Below are 18,341 nucleotides of genomic sequence, written 5' to 3' on the forward strand. Positions count from 1 at the left end.
TTGGCCCTGGCATCACACTAAGAGGAATAACTATATGAAAATCGACAGACGACAGGCGCTCGGACAAATCATCGGCCTCGGCAGCGCAGCTGGCCTTGGTCTGGTCAGCACTTCGCTGATGGCCGCCACAGATGAAAACGGCAACTATCAGCTGGCGCTGGGTGAAAAGCTTAAGTATGTACCTCTGGACCCCATGGCCACCGCCAAACTGGCCTATGAAACCGGCGGCGGCTGTATGCATCAGGTATTCCACGCCACAGTAACCATGCTGGCCGCCTCGGCCAGTGTGGATGCAGACAAGTTCAAGAGCATTCCAACCGCACTGGCCGGATACGGTTTTGCCGGGGTGGTGGGACAAGGCACCCTCTGTGGCAACCTCAACGCCATCGGTATGCTGGTCAACCTGCTCGATGACATCAACGGCCAGAACGCCGCCGTGATTGGCGCCGCCTTCCGCTGGTATGAAAACACCATGCTGCCGCTGGAAACGCCTGAGTTTATTGCTGGTATTGGCTCCACCGCCGAGAAAACCGCCCTGGTTGGCAGCTCCTCCATCGCTAACAGCGTGCTGTGTCACTCCTCCATCAGTAACTGGTCCAAGGCATCCGGCAAAACCTTCAGTCAGAAAGGCGAGCGCTGTTACCGTCTGTCGGCCTCCATGGCCTACCATCTGGTTGAACTCCTTAACCGCGCCCACAAGGGTGAAGTTATTGCCGGTACCCCTGAAGCCAAGCCTTCCGATGAAGCCCAGCGCTGCCAGACCTGCCACGGCACCACAGAGACCATGGGCCCGGCCGCCAGCGTCAAGACAGACATGGAGTGCACCACCTGTCACACCGGCCACTTCAATTAAGGAGGCGCCATGAACGCAAAACTACTCTATCCCCTGCTGGGCACCTTATTGCTGGGCGCCTGTGGCAGCGATAACGACAGCCCGGACATTGAGCCACCAGAGCCACCGGTGGCCGACACTGTCCACATAGATGAAGCCGAGGCGCTGAGCCTGGAAGTGGTCAGCTTTGAGCCCTTAACCGGTGAAGTGGAGTTTGTGCTGAAAGATGGCGCCGGACTGGCGGTGACCGAAGCCAAACAGTACGAACTGATTTACTTTGGTCTGCCCGCCGAAGGCAAGGCCTCGAGGAATGCCAAGGCGTGGAAGCGCTGGCACGTGACCCAGAGCTTTGTGTGCGGCGACGTGCCCGCCGACTGTGAAGGGGTACTGACCGAAGGCAATACCAAAGGCCGTTATCTGTTCCAGGCTCAGGGGCTGGATTGGAGCCAGGACGCCCCCGACGGCACCCTGTCCCGTTATCGACTGGCCATCACCTTCCACGGCGCCAAGGCCAGCAGTGACATGCAATTTGTCGCAGAAGCACCCTAAGCTGCTACACGCGCCGTGATGCGACAACGGGGGTCGCTAGCCCATGGGCCCCTGCTTTTTTACCTCACAGCTCCACAGGGCGTTGCTGTCATCAAACCCCAGCAGCGCCCGCGTGCCACTCTGCTCCAGCATCTTAAAATTCACCGGCAGCGACTGACCACGCAGCAAGGGCTCGCGGCCAAGCAGCAGTACCTGCTGCAAATGCTCCGGCAATTGGGTTTGGGTAAAATCCATCAGCACCTGGCCCCTATCGAGGGACAACTGATAGCAGAGGTTTGCCGGAGCCCAATCCACCAGCTGACCGCTGAGCCGCACTGCACCAAGCTCGCGGCCGTCCCGCTCTATGCCGTACACAAGCTCGGCAAGACCCTCACGAATGCGCACATCCAGCAGCACTCGTTTAGCATCGCTTTGCCCGGCAACAAACATGCTGGAATCGCAGTGAAGCTCTATATCACTGCGCTGATGACTCAAAAGCTGCATCAGCATCAAGCCCAGCAGCGGCAGCGCCACCGCAACGCCCCACAGCAGGGCCCGGCTCCAGAATGGCGAATTAGTCACAGACACCGGCCTCCTTCAGCGCGTTCATATCAAGTGCCAGCATCGCCTCCTGGCTGCCAAGCAACTTAAGATTCCGGGGCGGTGCACCGGGCTGCTCCAGCACCAGATGCATCAGCTCACCCTGGGTCGCCACCGACACGGTAATCACCGACCAATCCGCCGGTTTGCAGCCTTCCAGCACGCTGGTAAGCTCGCCGATAAGCGCATGTGGTTCGCCAAATCTGCGCAGCTCAACCTGCTGCCCGTTGGCAACTGTCAGCCGCTCAAGCTTGCTGAAAGGCGGTGTGACCCGTGAAGGCATCGCCAGCAGCATCAGCGCCAGCGCCGCACCAATCAGTAGCATCAATCCAAGGAAAAGAGGTTTGGACATCTCCCCCAACGGGCGGCCAAACAGCGAACGCCCGGGCCGTGGACGTGCATGCAGAATAAAGCCCTGATCGCCTACTACTTCCAGCAGCCGGGGCCAGTCTTTGCCCATCAGCGCCCCCAGGCTTCGCATCTCACTGTCGAGTCGGGGCTCGGCCACGCCAACCCGTTTGAGGGCACTGAGCAAACTGGAGCGGGACACCACCCGGCCACGCTCGCTTCCCAGCATCAGCAGTAAGGCACCCTGAGCCGCCGATAACGCCAGCTCGCGTCCATCGGCAAAAGAGAGTGTCAAAGCTTGGGGAGAAAACCGCGCCGGGCCTATTTGCATACTGCCACCTTCCGTTAAAAGGGGCGGCAGTATAAAAGGGACCGGCAACCCGGCGTTGTGATCCAGGCTGCCTAAAGGGAAATATCATCCAAAAACGTGAACCCTGCCGGATTACCTTTGATTCAAATACTTACAAAGGTAACGCGGCATAAGGGCATGTGATCAGAAGGTGGCGGCGTTCAGCCACATATGCACCAGAATACTGGCGATATAGCCAAGGGCTATCACCGGGGTCCATTTGAGGTGGGTACCGAAGGTATAGATACCGCGGGCCTGCCCCATCAGCGCTACCCCGGCGGCACTGCCGATGGACAGCAAACTGCCCCCGACCCCGGCGGTCAGGGTCACCAGCAGCCACTGGCCAAGAGCCATGTCCGGGTTCATGGTCAGCACGGCAAACATCACCGGAATGTTATCCACCACAGCCGACAGCAAACCCACGGCGACGTTGGCATAGGTAGGGTCCCAATGGGTATACATGGCTTCCGATACCAGGGTCAGATAGCCCATAAAGCCAAGGCCACCCACACACAGCACTACCCCGTAGAAGAACAGCAGAGTATCCCATTCGGCGCGGGCCACACGGCTGAACACATCGAAGGGCACCACGTTGCCCAGATTGGCCAGGCGGTCGTTGTCTTTGTTGGCTTCCGCCTTGGCGCGGGCCTTTTCCACCGAGCTGTCGAAGGTCTTGCGAAGGAAAAAGCCAAAGAACTGCAGCATGCCAAGGCCGGTCATCATGCCCAGCACCGGTGGCATTCCCAGGAAAGAGTGGGCCATCACAGCAGAAGCAATGGTCAGCAAAAACAGCCCGACGATGCGCTTGGCGCCGCGGCGCATAAACACCCGCTCCGATACGGCCGCAGGACGTTCATTGCCAACAAAGAAGCTCATCACCAACGCCGGCACCATAAAGTTCACCACCGATGGAATGAAAAGATCGAAGAACTCACCAAAGGGCACTATGCCTTTTTGCCACACCATCAGGGTGGTGATGTCGCCGAAGGGGCTGAAGGCACCACCGGCGTTGGCGGCCACCACTATATTGATACAGGCAAGGCCGATAAAGCGGCGGTTCTCGCCACCCACCTTCATTACCACGGCGCACATCAGCAGTGCTGTGGTCAGGTTATCCGCCACCGGCGAAATAAAGAATGCCAGAATGCCACTAAGCCAGAACACCTGCCGCAGGCTGAAGCCGCGGCTGACCATCCAGGCACGCAGCGCATCGAACAGGCCGCGCTCTTCCATGGCGTTGATGTAGGTCATGGCCACCAACAGGAATAGCAGCAGTTCGGCGTATTCCAGCAGGTTGTGCTTGAAGGCTTCTTCCGCCACCTGGGGCATGCCGTGCTGGGAATAAACAAACCCCAGCATGCCCCAGATGATGCCGGCCGCCACCAGTACCGGCTTGGATTTTCTCAGATGCAGCTTCTCTTCCAGCATCACCAGGGTATAGGCGAGCACGAAAATAAAAATGGCCAGATAGCCCACTCCCGAGTGGGTTAAATCCAGCCATTCGCCCTGGCCCGACTCACTGGCCCAGGCAAGCGGCGCCATCAACGCCATGGTCAAAAATGAAATCACCAGCCCCGCAATGCGGTGGACTCCCCCCATCCAATGCCTTGTTCTCATAGTTCGCCTTATTCGTTGGAAACTGGGCAGAAAGTAGCACGCCGCCGGAGGTGCAAATGTTGATTGAGCGCAACTTTCTTAGAATAAGCTTTGCCTGAATCACAAAAAATTTCAGTATTTTTTTACATTTACCTACAAGGTAGTAATAAAAAAACAAAAAAAGCGCCCTGAGGCGCTTTTTTCCGCATGATGACCTGTACTTAGAAGGCGTACAGCAGGGTCATGTTGGTTTCGGTGTCAGTGCTCTTTTTGCCATCCAGCGGCTCGCTGTTGTAGCGCACAATCACGGCAAATTTCATTGCCAGGGCACCGATGATGTTGGCGGTCAGCGAGGTTTCAGAGCGGGCTTCCAGCTTGTCACCGTAGTCGGCAACAACCAGCTGCTTGAACTTGGAAGAATCGCTGATGGCGGTTTCAAAGTTCAGCACGCCGTGGGCCACAATGCTGTCGTCAGAGGTGTAACCCAGCAGCGCAGCCTGCTCATCGTCGAGGCGCTGATACTGATAACCGGGACCCACTTCCATTGCCAGGGTGGTTTTGTCGGTGTCGATAAAGCGGTGACCATAACCCACTGCCGCAGTGAACTTGTAGTCGTAACCGGTGAACGGGTCCTGCTCGTAGTTGGCGTTGGCAAACAGGTAGTCGTTATCGTCGAACTTGTAGTTGCCCTGCGCACCGGCAAAGTAACGCTCAGCGGTCACTTCGTCAGTATCTTCTTTGTAAAGAGCTTCGAGAGTGTACTGGTTTTCCCAGTTGCCCAGCTCGTGCTTCAGACCCAGACGGCCTTTCAGCGACGTGGTGTCGGTGTTACCTGTGGTCAGGGTGGCACCCAGCTCAGCTTCACCTGCGAAGGTCTTGTCGCCTTCAACAAAGTCGGCACCGGCTACAGCCGCAAAAGGCATCGCCGCAGACAAGGCCGCAGCAATCAGCAGTTTGTTCATCATTCTCTTATCCTTATCAGGTGTTTTCGCTCCCAAAATCGCCGCACATGGTAACACTTGAGTATGAAAATGCGAAATCCGCCACAAAATGCCAATGTCAGACATAAAAAAGGCCATTCCTGTTGAATGGCCCTGAATTGGCGACTTTGTCAGTATCAGGTGCCGCAGAATGTCCTGAAAGGACCGAAATCGGCGGGTGCTGGCTGGGCGTACTGCGCCTTACCTTCCACCTCGGTGTAAGGGCGGGTTACCCGTTGCAGCAGTTGCTCAAATGGCTGCATATCGCCACTTTCGGCACTGTCCAGTGCCGCCTGCAGCAAGTGATTGCGGGGAATGTACAGCGGATTGTGCTGCGCCATCATGGCGGCGGTGTCAGCGCCGGACTGATCCTGACGGGCCCGCCAGCGGCCAAGCCAGCCACCGAGGGCACTGGTATCAACACCGGCTGCACTCGCCAGGGCAGCAATCCCGTTTGCCGACGCTTCGTCACCTGGCTCAATGCTGTAGCCAAGGGCTCTGAAGGCCTGGGTGAAGTCCAGATTGAGTTCACCCAGCAGTTTCAGGAAGTCCATAAAGAGGTCAAGGTCGCCCTCTTTAACCTCCCTTAAGCCAAACTTGGCAGCAAACACCGCAAGCCAGGCATGGGTATAGACTTCGGCGTAGCCATCCAGCACCGCCTGCGCCTGGGCCAGCCCCTCGGATTCATCCTCCGCCAAGAGCGGCAGTAATGCCTCGGCAAAGCGCGCCATGTTCCAGCGGGCGATACCCGGTTGATTACCATAGGCGTAGCGACCTTCGTGATCGATGGAGCTGAATACGGTGCGGGCATCGTATCTGTCCATAAAGGCGCAGGGGCCATAGTCGATGGTTTCGCCGGAAATGGTCACATTGTCGGTATTCATCACCCCGTGGATAAAGCCAACGCCCATCCACTTGGCCACCAGCTGTGCCTGAGCGTGGGATACCGCCTTGAGCAGCGTCAGCGCCGGTGATTCATCGCCAGCAACCCCAGCAACTTTCGGATAATGACGCTGAAGGCTGTAATCCACCAACTGCGCCAAGGCGTCATGTTCGCCGCGGGCAGCAAAATACTCAAAGGTGCCCACCCGGATATGGCTTGCGGCCACCCGAGCCAATACAGCGCCGGGCTTAATGCCATCGCGGTACACGTCCTCTCCGGTGCTGACTGCCGCCAGGGCGCGGGTGGTGGGAATTCCCAGAGCGAACATGGCTTCACCCATCAAGTATTCGCGCAGCACAGGCCCAAGCACAGCCTTGCCATCACCGCCGCGGGAAAAATTGGTTCTTCCCGAGCCTTTAAGATGGATATCCCAGCGCTTGCCGTTGCCGTCAACCACTTCGCCAAGCAGCAGGGCACGGCCATCACCCAGGCGTGGAGAGAAGCCGCCAAACTGGTGACCGGCGTAGATCAGCGCCACCGGCTCACTGCCCTTTGCCGTCAACATGCCGGCAAAAAAGGCAGCGAGCCGCTCATCGGCGGCAAGGCTCATGTCCATACCGAGGGCATCGGCCAACTGCAGGTTAAAACACACCATGGCGGGATTGGGCACCCGTGCGCCCTGCCAGGGCTCGTAAAAACCCTGCATATCGCGAACGAAGCTGTTATCAAAGGAAAAAGGGGCGAAAGCTTGCGTCATGGACGGCTCCGGCTGCACCGCAAGGCGGTGTGAAATCTGAGACATTTCCACGATGGTAACCCAGAGCGGCGCCTTGTCACAGTCAGGCGCACGACAAAGGCATTCTTCGGCTTAACAAATGCCATCAATCCCGTTACAGTTGTGCCCTTAAGGACACCACCACAAGGAATAATCCGTGAACCTGCCCCTGAACCTCAAGTCCGGGCTTGCCGCCCTGTTTTTGCTGGGAAGCGCCGCCGCTCAGGCTGCCCCCGGTATGCTGAATATCGACCAGTCGATAAACGGTAAAACCTCCGATAAATACATTCGTGTTGTGCATCAGGAAATCCCCGCCGAAGGCCGCTCAGCGCCAGAGCTGCGCCTTGGGATCCTGCAGGGCATGATTAACACCAAAGGTTTTTCCTGGGTGTATGACGGCGAAGGCGATGGCTACATCATGGCCCGCTTTGACTACCGCGGTGACGTGGTACTGCTGCGGATTGAATACGACGACAAGTACGTGCAAATCAAGCACGAAAAATCCAGCAACGATTTGGTGTGCACCAAGCCGGTGGATGGCATTTGCTACAAGGCTGATAAAAGTTACTACAAGTACATCAAAAACTTACGCCTCAGCATTGTGAACGAGCTCAATAAGGTTTAAGGGAAGCGCACTATGAAAATCACAACATTAATTACCGCTGTGCTGCTGAGCCTTGCCGCCGGCCCTCTGTTTGCCCAGACCCTGACCTATACCGATCCCCTGCCCTTTGGCGACCAGTTAACCAACAAGGATCAACTGGTGCAAAAAGGCATCAGCCGTAACGGCTGGACCTATGAGAAGGTCTCGGATCAGCTCTACCTTGCCACCATCAACCACAAGGGCTATCGGATTAAGGCCGAGCTGGCGGTGGTCGGTGATGAGGCCAAGCTGAAACTGGTGGATGCCAGCTGCGACTGCAAATTCAAGCAGGAAAACGTGGATGGCTGGATGGTGAAACTCAGACGCGCCATCGCCTATGAAATCACCCTCAATGTGCGCGACGATGCCATGCGTAAAAAGCTTGCGATGTGAGCCTGAGAGGGCTTTCCCTCTGGTTAATTCGCTCAGCTTAAAAGAAAAAAGCCCGCAATTGCGGGCTTTTTCAATTCAGCGAGATTAGAGGTTGATCTTCGGGTCCAGCTCGCCGGTCTGATAACGCTTGTACATGGCCTGCAGTGACAGCGGCTTGATTTTCGATGCCATACCGGCACAGCCAAAGGCTTCGTAGCGCTCGGTACAGATATCGGCCATGGCTTCCATGGAGGCCTTGAGGAACTTACGTGGGTCGAACTCACTTGGGTTCTCGGCCAGGAACTTACGTACCGCGCCGGTGGAGGCCAGACGCAGGTCGGTGTCGATGTTCACCTTACGCACGCCGTGCTTGATGCCTTCAACGATTTCTTCCAGCGGCACACCGTAGGTCTCAGGGATTTCACCACCGTATTGGTTGATGATTTCCAGCCAGTACTGGGGCACAGAAGACGAGCCGTGCATCACCAGGTGGGTGTTAGGGATACGGGCGTGGATTTCTTTGATACGGTCGATACGCAGTACGTCACCGGTAGGCTTGCGGCTGAACTTGTAGGCACCGTGGCTGGTACCGATGGCAATGGCCAGGGCATCCACGTGGGTGTCGGCCACAAAGCGCGCGGCTTCTTCGGCGGTGGTCAGCAGCTGGTCGTGGCTCAGTACGCCAGCAGCGCCGATACCATCTTCTTCACCGGCAGTACCGGTTTCCAGGCTACCCAGACAGCCGATTTCACCTTCAACAGACACACCACAGGCGTGGGCGAATGCCACTGTCTTGCGGGTCACGTCGACGTTGTAGTCGTAAGAAGCCGGGGTTTTACCGTCTGACATCAAAGAGCCGTCCATCATCACCGAGCTCATACCCAGCTGGATAGAACGCTGGCACACGTCGGGGTGGGTGCCGTGGTCCTGGTGGATACACACAGGGATATCGGGATACTGCTCGAGGGCGGCGTTCATCAGGTACTTGAGGAACTGAGGACGGGCGTACTTGCGGGCACCGGCAGAGGCCTGAACAATCACAGGGCTGTCGGTGGCTTCGGCCGCCTGCATGATGGCGCGCATTTGCTCAAGGTTGTTCACGTTGAACGCAGGCACACCGTAACCATGCTCTGCAGCGTGGTCCAGCAGTTGACGTAGGGAAATAAGGGCCATTTTTTACTCCATTAATAGGGTGACATCCATGCTGAATTTGGGTCACCGAGGTCGCTATCGTTTGGACTGATTTTTATACCTCCCGGTCTCCCGGGAGGCGGTTTTTTTAATAATAGTAATTTGTTGCAGTGTTATGCCTTGGCACCACGGGCGGTGAGCATGGCCACGGCTGGCAGCTCCTTGCCTTCGAGGAACTCAAGGAAGGCGCCACCACCGGTAGAGATGTAAGACACCTTGTCGGCGATACCGTATTTATCCACGGCCGCCAGAGTGTCACCGCCACCGGCGATAGAGAAAGCAGAAGACTCAGCAATCGCCTGGGCGATACGCTTGGTGCCTTCACCGAACTGGTCGAATTCGAACACACCCACAGGGCCGTTCCAGACGATGGTACCGGCGTTCTTAAGGATGGCCGCCAGGGCCTCGGCGCTGTCTGGGCCGATATCGAAAATCATATCGTCTGCGGCAACATCGCTCACATCTTTCAGGGTAGCCACGGCAGTTGGGCTGAACTCTTTACCCACTACCACATCGGTAGGCACAGGGATATCGCCGCCGCGGCTCTGGGCATTGGTCACCAGACGCTTGGCTTCATCAATCAGGTCGGCTTCATACAGCGACTTGCCCACCTGATTACCGGCTGCGGCAATAAAGGTGTTGGCGATACCGCCGCCGACAACCAGCTGGTCAACGATGCCGGAAAGTGACTCGAGCACGGTCAGCTTGGTTGATACCTTGGAGCCACCCACGATGGCCACCAGCGGGCGGGCTGGGTTGTCCAGCGCCTTACCGAGCGCATCAAGCTCAGCAGCAAGCAAGGGACCTGCGCAGGCGACAGGGGCATAGAGACCCACGCCGTTGGTGGAGGCTTCGGCGCGGTGCGCGGTTCCGAAGGCGTCCATCACGTAAACGTCACACAGGGCCGCCATCTTCTTCGACAGCGCCTCGTCATTCTTCTTCTCGCCCTTGTTGAAGCGCACGTTTTCGAACACAACCACTTCGCCAACGGCAACATCAACGCCATCGAGGTAATCGCTGACCAGGCGCACAGGGCAATCCAGCGCGGCTGTCAGGTAGTTCACCACAGGCTTCATGGAGAACTCTTCGTTGTACTCGCCTTCGGTCGGACGGCCCAGGTGAGACATCACCATTACCGCAGCGCCTTTTTCCAGCGCCAGCTTAATGGTGGGCAAAGAGGCGCGCAGACGGGCGTCACTGGTGACAACGCCATCGGCCACAGGCACGTTCAGATCTTCACGGATAAGCACGCGCTTGCCGTTAAGATCCAGGTCTGACATTTTGATAATTGTCATGGTATTGCTTCCTTATTTTTAATCAAAAACAAATTCTTGTGAGAAAAGCTTGTCCCTGCTCTTCTTCATTATCCTGTAGGGTCAATCGGCTTGTGTGGCGGCCATGGCCAGGGCGGTATCGAGCATGCGGTTGGCAAAACCCCACTCGTTGTCGCACCACAAAAGCATTTTCACCAGATGTCCGGCGCTGACACGGGTCTGGGTGCCATCCACCACGCTGGAGCGCGGATCATGGTTAAAGTCACATGATACCAGAGGCTCGTCGGTATAGCCCAGTATGCCACTGGCGCTGCCATCGGCGGCGGCCTTGAGTGCGGCGTTGATGGTGGCGATATCCACGCGGGTATCCAGGGTCACCGAGAGGTCGATGGCGGTGACATTGATGGTCGGCACCCTTACCGAGATAGCCTCAAACTTGTCTTTCATCTGCGGCAGAATGCGCTCAATCCCACGGGCAAGCTTGGTGTCCACCGGGATAATCGACTGGCTGGCTGCACGGGTACGGCGCAGGTCGTCATGGTAGGCATCAATCACCTGCTGATCGTTCATGGCCGAGTGGATGGTGGTGATTGCACCACTCCTCACGCCAAAGTGGCGGTCGAGCACGTCGATGACCGGCACCAGACAGTTGGTGGTGCAGGAGGCATTGGAGACTACGGTATCTGTGGCTTTAAGGCTGGCATCGTTGACACCATAAACGATGGTGGCATCGACATCGGCAGAAGACGGATGGCTTATCAGTACCTTGCGGGCACCGGCATGAATATGGGCTTCGGCGCTTTGCCTGTCATTGAGGGCGCCTGTGCACTCGAACACCAAATCCACATCCAGCTTCCGCCAGGGCAGCGCGGCGGCATCTTCAACGGCCAGCAAGCGGATGGCGTCATCTCCAAGGTGCATCATACCTTCATTGAGGCTGGCACGGGTATGGAAACGGCCGTGGGTGGTGTCGTAATTGGTCAGGTGAACTATGGCCTCGGGCTTGGCCAGTTCATTAATGGCGACCAGCTGCATCTGGCCCCGTTTGCCGGACTCATAAAGCGCCCTCAGTACGGAGCGGCCGATGCGGCCATAACCATTGATAGCAACACGGATCATAGTGGTGAGCAAATCCTCTGGGGAGGGTGAAAACCCTGTCGGCTCCCCTGCCGACAGAGGCTGACCGGCAACGCCGGTCAGACCGGTGGCAGCCAGGCTGCCACCTTGCTCGCGTCAGTATTAACCCAGCAGCTCTTCGGCGGCGGCAACCACCTTGTCGACGGTGAAGCCGAACATTTCGAACAGCTGATTGGCTGGCGCTGACTCGCCGAAGCTGGTCATACCGATGATGCGGCCGTTCAGACCCACATACTTATACCAGTAATCGGCAATACCCGCTTCCACGGCCACGCGTTTTGTGACGCTGGCAGGCAGAACGGCTTCTTTATAGGCCGCATCCTGCTTGTCGAAGGCATCGGTAGATGGCATGGACACCACGCGTACCTGCTTGCCCTTGGCGGTCAGCTCGGCCTGCGCCTTCACGGCCAGCTCAACTTCAGAACCGGTGGCAATGATGATGAGCTCAGGTGCCGCGGCGCTGTCTACCAGCACGTAGCCGCCCTTGGCGACATTAGCCAGCTGCTCGGCGCTGCGTGGCATTTGCGCCAGGTTCTGACGGGAGAAGATCAGCGAAGTTGGGCCGTCTTTGCGCTCGATGGCATATTTCCAGGCCACGGCAGACTCAACCTGGTCACATGGGCGCCAGGTGCTCATGTTCGGGGTCACACGCAGCGAAGCGATTTGCTCTACTGGCTGGTGAGTCGGGCCGTCTTCGCCCAGACCGATAGAGTCGTGGGTGTAAACCTGGATGTTCTGCACCTTCATCAAGGCAGCCATACGCGTGGCGTTACGGGCATATTCCATAAACATCAGGAAGGTAGCGCCGTATGGCACAAAGCCGCCGTGCAGAGCGATACCGTTGATGATGGCGGTCATACCGAACTCACGCACACCGTAGTGCAGGTAGTTACCGCTGGCATCGTCACCTGTGATGGACTTGGAAGCCGAGTACATGGTCAGGTTGGATGGGGCCAGGTCGGCACTGCCGCCGAGGAATTCAGGCAGCATGGCGCCGAAGGCTTCCAGGGCGTTTTGTGAGGCTTTACGGGAAGCGATATTGGCAGGGTTGTTCTGCAACTTCTCGATATAGGCCTGGGCTTCTGCGCCGAAGTTGGCTGGCAGTTCGCCGTTCACGCGGCGCTGGTATTCTGCGGCCAGCTCTGGGTAAGCAGCGGCGTAAGCGGCAAACTTGGCATCCCAGGCTTTTTCAGAAGCGATACCGGCTTCTTTGGCATCCCACTCGGCATAAATGTCAGCAGGAATAACGAATGGATCGTGCTTCCAGCCGAGGAATTCACGGGCGGCTGCGATTTCAGCATCGCCCAGTGGCGCGCCGTGACAGTCGTGTGAACCGGACTTGTTTGGAGAGCCGTAACCAATCACAGTCTTACAGCAGATAAGGGTTGGACGAGGGTCAGCCTTGGCCGCCTTGATGGCAGCGTCGATGGCGTCGCTGTCGTGACCGTCAACACCGGCAATCACGTGCCAGCCGTAAGATTCGAAACGCTTTGGCGTGTCGTCGGTGAACCAGCCTTCAACGTGACCGTCGATAGAGATGCCGTTGTCATCCCAGAAGGCAATCAGTTTGCCCAGACCCAGGGTGCCTGCCAGAGAGCAAGCCTCGTGGGAGATACCTTCCATCAAGCAGCCGTCACCCATGAACACGTAGGTGAAGTGGTCAACGATGTCGTGACCGTCACGGTTGAACTGAGCAGCCAGCACTTTCTCAGCAATGGCCATACCCACGCCGTTGGTGATGCCCTGACCCAGAGGACCCGTGGTGGTTTCGATGCCTGGGGCATAACCATACTCAGGGTGGCCTGGGGTGCGAGAGTGCAACTGACGGAATTGCTTTAGATCGTCAATAGACAGGTCATAACCGGCCAGGTGCAGCAGCGAGTAGTGCAGCATGGAGCCGTGGCCATTGGAGAGGATGAAACGGTCGCGATCGGCCCACTGTGGATTGGTGGGGTTGTGCTTCAGATGACCGCGCCAAAGGACTTCGGCAATATCAGCCATCCCCATTGGGGCACCGGGGTGACCGGAGTTGGCCTTTTGAACGGCGTCCATGCTGAGGACACGGATAGCGTTGGCGAGTTCTTTACGAGACATGCTCTCTCCTGCTTGTATTGAGGCTTTTCGGGCAATTGTGGGCACATATTTTCCCTTAACAGGGCTTGTGGACGCAAATTTAAATTTCCACCACAGTCGTAGAAAAATCACAGTTGCTTTTATGCAGCGGCCGCTACAGCAAACTATAGTCAAGAGGGCGTGCCAACTTAGCCCTTTATCACGCTGAATTTGTTGAATTTAATAATTTCCTTTGCCAAAACAGCCCACTGACAGTCAGGCATCTGGGTCACAAATGGCACTAAATTTTCCCAAACGGGGGATGATCGTGGAGAGAAATTCAACTAAAATGGCCGTCTAGATGTAGATGCTTCTACACGTTTAACGCTTAAAGACGAGATTTTCCAAACATGGCAAAACACTTGTTTACCTCTGAGTCGGTCTCAGAAGGTCATCCCGATAAAATTGCAGACCAGATCTCCGATGCCGTACTCGACGCTATCCTGGCCCAGGATCCCAAGGCCCGCGTTGCGTGCGAAACTTACGTAAAAACCGGTATGGTAATGGTGGGCGGTGAAATCACTACCTCTGCCTGGGTTGATATCGAAGAACTGACCCGTAACACTGTCCGTGAAATTGGCTACGTTCATTCTGACATGGGCTTCGACGCCAACTCCTGTGCGGTTCTGAGCGCCATCGGTAAGCAGTCTCCCGACATCAACCAGGGTGTTGACCGCAGCGACCCACGTGAACAGGGCGCCGGCGACCAGGGTTTGATGTTTGGCTACGCCAGCAACGAAACCGACGTGCTGATGCCAGCCCCAATCACCTACGCCCACGCGCTGGTGAAGCGTCAGTCTGAAGTGCGTAAAGACGGCACCCTGCCTTGGCTGCGCCCAGACGCCAAGTCTCAGGTAACCTTCGCCTACGATGAAGGCAAGATTATCGGCATCGATGCCATCGTACTTTCTACCCAGCACTGCGACTCTGTGTCTCAGTCTGATCTGGTAGAAGGCGTGATGGAAACCATCATCAAGCCTGTGTTACCTGCCCAGTGGCTGAACAAGGACACCAAGTTCTTTATCAACCCAACTGGCCGTTTCGTTATCGGTGGCCCTATGGGTGACTGTGGTCTGACTGGTCGTAAGATCATCGTTGACACCTACGGCGGCATGGCCCGTCACGGTGGCGGCGCTTTCTCCGGTAAAGACCCATCCAAGGTTGACCGCTCAGCCGCATACGCTGCCCGTTATGTTGCCAAAAACATCGTGGCTGCCGGTCTGGCTGACCGCTGTGAAATCCAGGTTTCCTACGCCATCGGCGTGGCCGAGCCAACGTCCATCAGCATCGAGACCTTCGGTACCGGTAAGCTGCCTGAAGAGAAACTCATCCAGCTGGTGCGTCAGCACTTCGACCTGCGCCCATACGGCCTGACCGAAATGCTGAACCTGGCCCGTCCTATCTACCAGGCGACTGCCGCATACGGCCACTTCGGCCGCAGCGAGTTCCCCTGGGAGCAAACCGACAAGGCCGAGGCCCTGCGCGCAGACTCAGGTCTGTAATCAGGCACTTGCCCATAAAAAACCGCCGAAAGGCGGTTTTTTATTGTCCTGAATTGGGTATCAAGATGCGGCTGCACGGCCTTGATAGCGCTATCAGCAGTGATCGAAATGGGCGGTTTCCACCAACATAAAACCAAGCTGAGATTCAGGCACGGCCACCATTTCAAGCACGGTCAGCTCAGAAGCTGCTGGCAGTTCCTGGTATTCCCAGCATCCCTGCCAGTGATTCACAGCGCCACAAAATACCCCCTGCCCGTCTGCAAGCAGCCAATAGCCTTCACGCGGCATACCACCACGAAATGCGCTGACCTCAAGACCTTTATGCTGACACAGGCTGAAGGCGAACCTGAGTTTATCCCAAGCACTTAACGGATGATGGGCGTAGGGTGCCAGTAAGGATTCAATTGGGGTGGGACTTACAGCCATGGTTCTCCCTGTTGGTCGGCGCTGTATTCACTACTGTCGCTGGAGGCATCATTGTGCAGCATGGCGTAGGCGCGGGCAATCTCGGCCGGCATCGCCTTGGCATACAGCCACCCCTGCACATAACCTACACCGGCGTTGGCCACAAAGGTGGCTTCGGCCTCGGTTTCCACCCCTTCGGCCACCAGCGCAAACCCCAGGTTCTGACACAAATCGCACACCTGACAATAGAGCACCCGCCCCTTATCTTCCTGCGCCTTGGCCAGCATGCTGCGGTCTAATTTAATGCCGTCCACCCCGATTTGAGTCAGCAGGCTAAGGCTCGAAAAACCGGTGCCAAAGTCATCCAGCAGGAAACGGAACCCCAGGGTTTGCAATTGCTCAATCGACTTGTTGATGCCATCCAGATCCTTCATAAAGGCGCTTTCGAGGATCTCTACCTCAATTTGTGCCGCATAGCGTCCAAGAGCGGTTCTGAGGCGATCGAGCATTTGCACATCGTTGAGATTATTGGGGTCAAGGTTGATGCTCACCTTGGGCTGAAAACCCATTTTCTCCCAACGAGTTAAATCTTCTGCCACCGTGGTTATCACAAAGCGATCAATCACGTGGGAAAAGCCCGCCTTCTGGAAGGCATCGATAAACCAGGGGCCTTTTATCTGACCATGGGCATCTTTAAGCCGCAGCAAGGCCTCGAAACCGACAACCTTTTTCTCCGGCAACTTGAGTTTGGGCTGATAGTAGATAAGCAGTTCACCGGACAGCACTTCACGGACAGTTTTTTCAAGGTTGCGGCTGGCTGCCAGGGTCTCCGACTGATTACGGCTGTACTGACGTTCAGACAGACGCTCAATGTCATATTGCAGCTCGGCGCGTTTAATCAGCTCTCTATCGAAGCTGTTGGTATCGGTAAACACACTGTAGCGGCGGATAAAGGGGCGATAGACAAACACCCCGATGATGACCAACAGAATTTGCAGCAAAATAACCCCAAAGCCACCGGAGGCAATCCAGCTGTTGAGGAAAATCGGCGTCACCCAGGGGAATGGCCTGCCATCGAATTGCATCAGCCCGGTTTGCAATACCGACCAGGCCAGCAGCACGTTTAGGCAAGGCAGGACAACGAACGGCACCGCCATGCGCAGGTTAAACACAATCGGCAGGCCATAGATCAGCAGCTCGTTGATATTAACCAGCGAAAAAGGGGCCGCGATTTTGGCTAGGTTTCGGCTTTGGGCATCACGACTTTCAAGGAAAATGGCAATAAGTAATGGAATGGTGGCACCGCTGCCGCCAAGCAGCACAAAAAGGTCCATAAACTGGCTCAGCGTCAGACCGGGAGCTATCAGCTGCTGGCCATTGTCAGATCCCATCAGCAGCAGATACGCATTATCGCCATGCACCCCAAAACACCACAGCAAATGGGTCACCAACACCCGAAACAGCACCTGCCCAAGCGCTCCGAACTCGCCAATGGCATCAAGCAGCGGCGTGCCGGCAAACTGCATCCCCAGAGTTACCCCATGCAGCACCAGCAACACCAGCACAAAGGTCAGCACCATGGGCACAATCAAATTAATGTGCTGCTGCAAATAGTTACTGAGCTCGGTGCTTCTCACCAACTTCAGGGAGTCGAGCAGTAAAAACTGCCTCAGCACATAGGTGGCAAAAATGGGAGTAAAAACAATGCGCGGGTCATTAAGCACCTCAATCATGTAGTCACTGAATACCTGCCCTTGCTGGGCATGTACGTGCAGCGAAAACACAATCCCCAACGACAGGGTAGCGGTGGCAATGGGAGAGATTTCGAGGTACTTGGCAAAGTGATACGACAGCGACAACATGGCCAGCAGCGGGAACAAATGTCCCAGTGTGGCACTGATACCGCCAAACCATAAAAAAGCGTCAGTTTTGGCAAGCTCTGGCGTAAAGGTATCGCCAAGCACGGGAATGAGAGCAAGCAGTGCATTGATCAGCAGAAAAGGCAGCAGCGCGATGAAGGACTCACGCACTGCGAGCAGAAAGCTTCTGTCGATCAACTGAAAACTGCCGGGCATACCACTTGCGACTCACTCAGTAACATTAAAATAACCTTAACCTATAAAACCATGGCGTGACAGGTAATTTGCTCAGAGCGGTTTAAGCAATAAGTAGAAACCCCGTCCATTGTCATCAAAAAAGTCAGCCACTTGCATCTGTGCCCGCTGCACGTGCACATTGAGTGAGTGCTCATTTTCCTCGGCAATAAAGGTGACAAGGCCATCGAAGCGTTTCTTGGCCTGCGCCAAAATTTCATTCACCAGCGGTGTGAACACGCCCTTGCCGCGAAACGCCGGCGCCACCCACACAGGCCCATAGCAGCCAGGCCTTTGCAGACGGATATCCAGCTCCTTTGCCACAGATTGGGCGCGGGAAAAAAGTCGCCGGTAAAATGCCGAGCCCTGATAAAAGCCTTCAGATGTCACCACCCCATAGCCGACAATGGCGCCGCCTTGCAGCGAAAGCAGTAACAGCTCCCGAGCAATTAGTTCAGTAAAGGCTTTTTTATCAAAGAGCTGCGCCTCAAGCCCTGGGTCGTCGGAGCTTAACTCATCGCGGCCATGGCGCCGCTCCAGTGCGACCAGCGCCGCTATATCATCGGGGGTTGCCAGTCTAATCACTCAAGGCTCCGATTGGCGAAAAATGCCATTATACCCGAGTTACTCCCCCAGACGATGAATTGAGCAAATCTGCTGAAAATTTGCGGTTTTGCGACTTGAGAACCACACTGTACTGAGTCCCAAGGAATAAGGCGCC

Annotated in this window: 17 protein-coding genes; 5 read left to right on the forward strand and 12 right to left on the reverse strand. The window is 56.3% G+C overall.

What is annotated here, in order from left to right; translation table 11 throughout:
* Positions 1 to 34 precede the first annotated feature (34 nt).
* Both STH12_RS13065 and STH12_RS13070 read left to right on the forward strand, forming a co-directional pair.
* Positions 35 to 853 carry a cytochrome c3 family protein gene (locus STH12_RS13065; RefSeq protein ID WP_126167938.1) on the forward strand — a complete coding sequence of 273 codons (819 nt, stop codon included), beginning with the start codon at positions 35 to 37 and terminating at the stop codon, positions 851 to 853.
* Between the two features lie 9 nt (positions 854 to 862).
* Positions 863 to 1,381, forward strand: coding sequence for a hypothetical protein (locus tag STH12_RS13070; protein ID WP_126167939.1), 519 nt, complete (start codon positions 863 to 865; stop codon positions 1,379 to 1,381).
* Between the two features lie 36 nt (positions 1,382 to 1,417).
* On the opposite strand, the gene STH12_RS13075 is transcribed toward STH12_RS13070, so the two are convergent.
* The 5 genes from STH12_RS13075 to STH12_RS13095 form a co-directional block, all read right to left on the reverse strand.
* Positions 1,418 to 1,948 carry a hypothetical protein gene (locus STH12_RS13075; RefSeq protein WP_126167940.1) on the reverse strand — a complete coding sequence of 177 codons (531 nt, stop codon included), beginning with the start codon at positions 1,946 to 1,948 and terminating at the stop codon, positions 1,418 to 1,420.
* On the reverse strand, positions 1,935 to 2,639 hold the full coding sequence (locus STH12_RS13080; protein WP_126167941.1) for a helix-turn-helix domain-containing protein: 705 nt from the start codon (positions 2,637 to 2,639) through the stop codon (positions 1,935 to 1,937). Before STH12_RS13080 ends, STH12_RS13075 begins: the two co-directional genes overlap by 14 nt.
* A 162-nt stretch (positions 2,640 to 2,801) precedes the next feature.
* Entirely contained in the window at positions 2,802 to 4,208 is a 1,407-nt protein-coding gene (nhaD, locus tag STH12_RS13085) for a sodium:proton antiporter NhaD (protein ID WP_418856622.1), read from the reverse strand.
* 266 nt (positions 4,209 to 4,474) lie between these two features.
* Positions 4,475 to 5,215: a DUF481 domain-containing protein gene (locus STH12_RS13090; protein ID WP_126169519.1), complete on the reverse strand. Its 741-nt coding sequence runs from the start codon at positions 5,213 to 5,215 to the stop codon at positions 4,475 to 4,477.
* Between the two features lie 155 nt (positions 5,216 to 5,370).
* Positions 5,371 to 6,873, reverse strand: a complete 1,503-nt coding sequence (locus STH12_RS13095) for a protein adenylyltransferase SelO (RefSeq protein ID WP_126167942.1) — start codon at positions 6,871 to 6,873, stop codon at positions 5,371 to 5,373.
* A gap of 175 nt (positions 6,874 to 7,048) precedes the next feature.
* On the opposite strand from STH12_RS13095, the gene STH12_RS13100 reads away from it, so the two are divergent.
* Complete coding sequence (locus STH12_RS13100) at positions 7,049 to 7,516, forward strand: hypothetical protein (RefSeq protein WP_237158615.1); 468 nt, start codon at positions 7,049 to 7,051, stop codon at positions 7,514 to 7,516.
* Between the two features lie 12 nt (positions 7,517 to 7,528).
* Positions 7,529 to 7,927 (forward strand): hypothetical protein, encoded by a 399-nt coding sequence (locus STH12_RS13105; RefSeq protein ID WP_126167943.1) that lies wholly within the window; start codon positions 7,529 to 7,531, stop codon positions 7,925 to 7,927.
* A gap of 84 nt (positions 7,928 to 8,011) precedes the next feature.
* Here STH12_RS13105 and fba read toward each other — a convergent pair whose 3' ends face one another.
* The 4 genes from fba to tkt all read right to left on the reverse strand — a co-directional run bounded on the left by fba (position 8,012) and on the right by tkt (position 13,602).
* Positions 8,012 to 9,079 carry a class II fructose-bisphosphate aldolase gene (gene fba / locus STH12_RS13110; protein ID WP_126167944.1) on the reverse strand — a complete coding sequence of 356 codons (1,068 nt, stop codon included), beginning with the start codon at positions 9,077 to 9,079 and terminating at the stop codon, positions 8,012 to 8,014.
* A gap of 131 nt (positions 9,080 to 9,210) precedes the next feature.
* Positions 9,211 to 10,392, reverse strand: coding sequence for a phosphoglycerate kinase (locus STH12_RS13115; RefSeq protein WP_126167945.1), 1,182 nt, complete (start codon positions 10,390 to 10,392; stop codon positions 9,211 to 9,213).
* 81 nt (positions 10,393 to 10,473) lie between these two features.
* A complete protein-coding gene (epd, locus tag STH12_RS13120) occupies positions 10,474 to 11,490 on the reverse strand; it encodes an erythrose-4-phosphate dehydrogenase (protein WP_126167946.1) in 1,017 nt (338 codons plus the stop codon).
* A gap of 120 nt (positions 11,491 to 11,610) precedes the next feature.
* Positions 11,611 to 13,602 carry a transketolase gene (gene tkt / locus STH12_RS13125; protein WP_126167947.1) on the reverse strand — a complete coding sequence of 664 codons (1,992 nt, stop codon included), beginning with the start codon at positions 13,600 to 13,602 and terminating at the stop codon, positions 11,611 to 11,613.
* A gap of 368 nt (positions 13,603 to 13,970) precedes the next feature.
* Between tkt and metK the strand changes: the two genes are divergently transcribed.
* Entirely contained in the window at positions 13,971 to 15,122 is a 1,152-nt protein-coding gene (gene metK, locus STH12_RS13130; RefSeq protein WP_126167948.1) for a methionine adenosyltransferase, read from the forward strand.
* A gap of 93 nt (positions 15,123 to 15,215) precedes the next feature.
* On the opposite strand, the gene STH12_RS13135 is transcribed toward metK, so the two are convergent.
* From STH12_RS13135 to STH12_RS13145, 3 genes are all read right to left on the reverse strand, one after another.
* Complete coding sequence (locus STH12_RS13135; protein WP_126167949.1) at positions 15,216 to 15,548, reverse strand: hypothetical protein; 333 nt, start codon at positions 15,546 to 15,548, stop codon at positions 15,216 to 15,218.
* Positions 15,539 to 17,584 (reverse strand): EAL domain-containing protein, encoded by a 2,046-nt coding sequence (locus tag STH12_RS13140; protein ID WP_237158617.1) that lies wholly within the window; start codon positions 17,582 to 17,584, stop codon positions 15,539 to 15,541. Before STH12_RS13140 ends, STH12_RS13135 begins: the two co-directional genes overlap by 10 nt.
* Positions 17,585 to 17,674: 90 nt before the next feature.
* Positions 17,675 to 18,205, reverse strand: a complete 531-nt coding sequence (locus tag STH12_RS13145) for a GNAT family N-acetyltransferase (RefSeq protein ID WP_126167951.1) — start codon at positions 18,203 to 18,205, stop codon at positions 17,675 to 17,677.
* Positions 18,206 to 18,341: the final 136 nt, after the last annotated feature.

This window comes from Shewanella khirikhana (assembly GCF_003957745.1).
Classification (GTDB): Bacteria; Pseudomonadota; Gammaproteobacteria; order Enterobacterales; family Shewanellaceae; genus Shewanella; species Shewanella khirikhana.

Excerpts from the sequence above, each read along its gene's own strand:
- STH12_RS13065 (WP_126167938.1), top strand. The coding sequence starts at position 35 with ATGAAAATCGACAGACGACAGGCGCTCGGACAAATCATCGGCCTCGGC.
- STH12_RS13070 (WP_126167939.1), top strand. The coding sequence starts at position 863 with ATGAACGCAAAACTACTCTATCCCCTGCTGGGCACCTTATTGCTGGGC.
- STH12_RS13080 (WP_126167941.1), bottom strand. The coding sequence starts at position 2,639 with ATGCAAATAGGCCCGGCGCGGTTTTCTCCCCAAGCTTTGACACTCTCT.
- nhaD (WP_418856622.1), bottom strand. The coding sequence starts at position 4,208 with ATGGCGTTGATGGCGCCGCTTGCCTGGGCCAGTGAGTCGGGCCAGGGC.
- STH12_RS13090 (WP_126169519.1), bottom strand. The coding sequence starts at position 5,215 with ATGAACAAACTGCTGATTGCTGCGGCCTTGTCTGCGGCGATGCCTTTT.
- STH12_RS13095 (WP_126167942.1), bottom strand. The coding sequence starts at position 6,873 with ATGACGCAAGCTTTCGCCCCTTTTTCCTTTGATAACAGCTTCGTTCGC.
- STH12_RS13105 (WP_126167943.1), top strand. The coding sequence starts at position 7,529 with ATGAAAATCACAACATTAATTACCGCTGTGCTGCTGAGCCTTGCCGCC.
- fba (WP_126167944.1), bottom strand. The coding sequence starts at position 9,079 with ATGGCCCTTATTTCCCTACGTCAACTGCTGGACCACGCTGCAGAGCAT.
- STH12_RS13115 (WP_126167945.1), bottom strand. The coding sequence starts at position 10,392 with ATGACAATTATCAAAATGTCAGACCTGGATCTTAACGGCAAGCGCGTG.
- epd (WP_126167946.1), bottom strand. The coding sequence starts at position 11,490 with ATGATCCGTGTTGCTATCAATGGTTATGGCCGCATCGGCCGCTCCGTA.
- tkt (WP_126167947.1), bottom strand. The coding sequence starts at position 13,602 with ATGTCTCGTAAAGAACTCGCCAACGCTATCCGTGTCCTCAGCATGGAC.
- metK (WP_126167948.1), top strand. The coding sequence starts at position 13,971 with ATGGCAAAACACTTGTTTACCTCTGAGTCGGTCTCAGAAGGTCATCCC.
- STH12_RS13135 (WP_126167949.1), bottom strand. The coding sequence starts at position 15,548 with ATGGCTGTAAGTCCCACCCCAATTGAATCCTTACTGGCACCCTACGCC.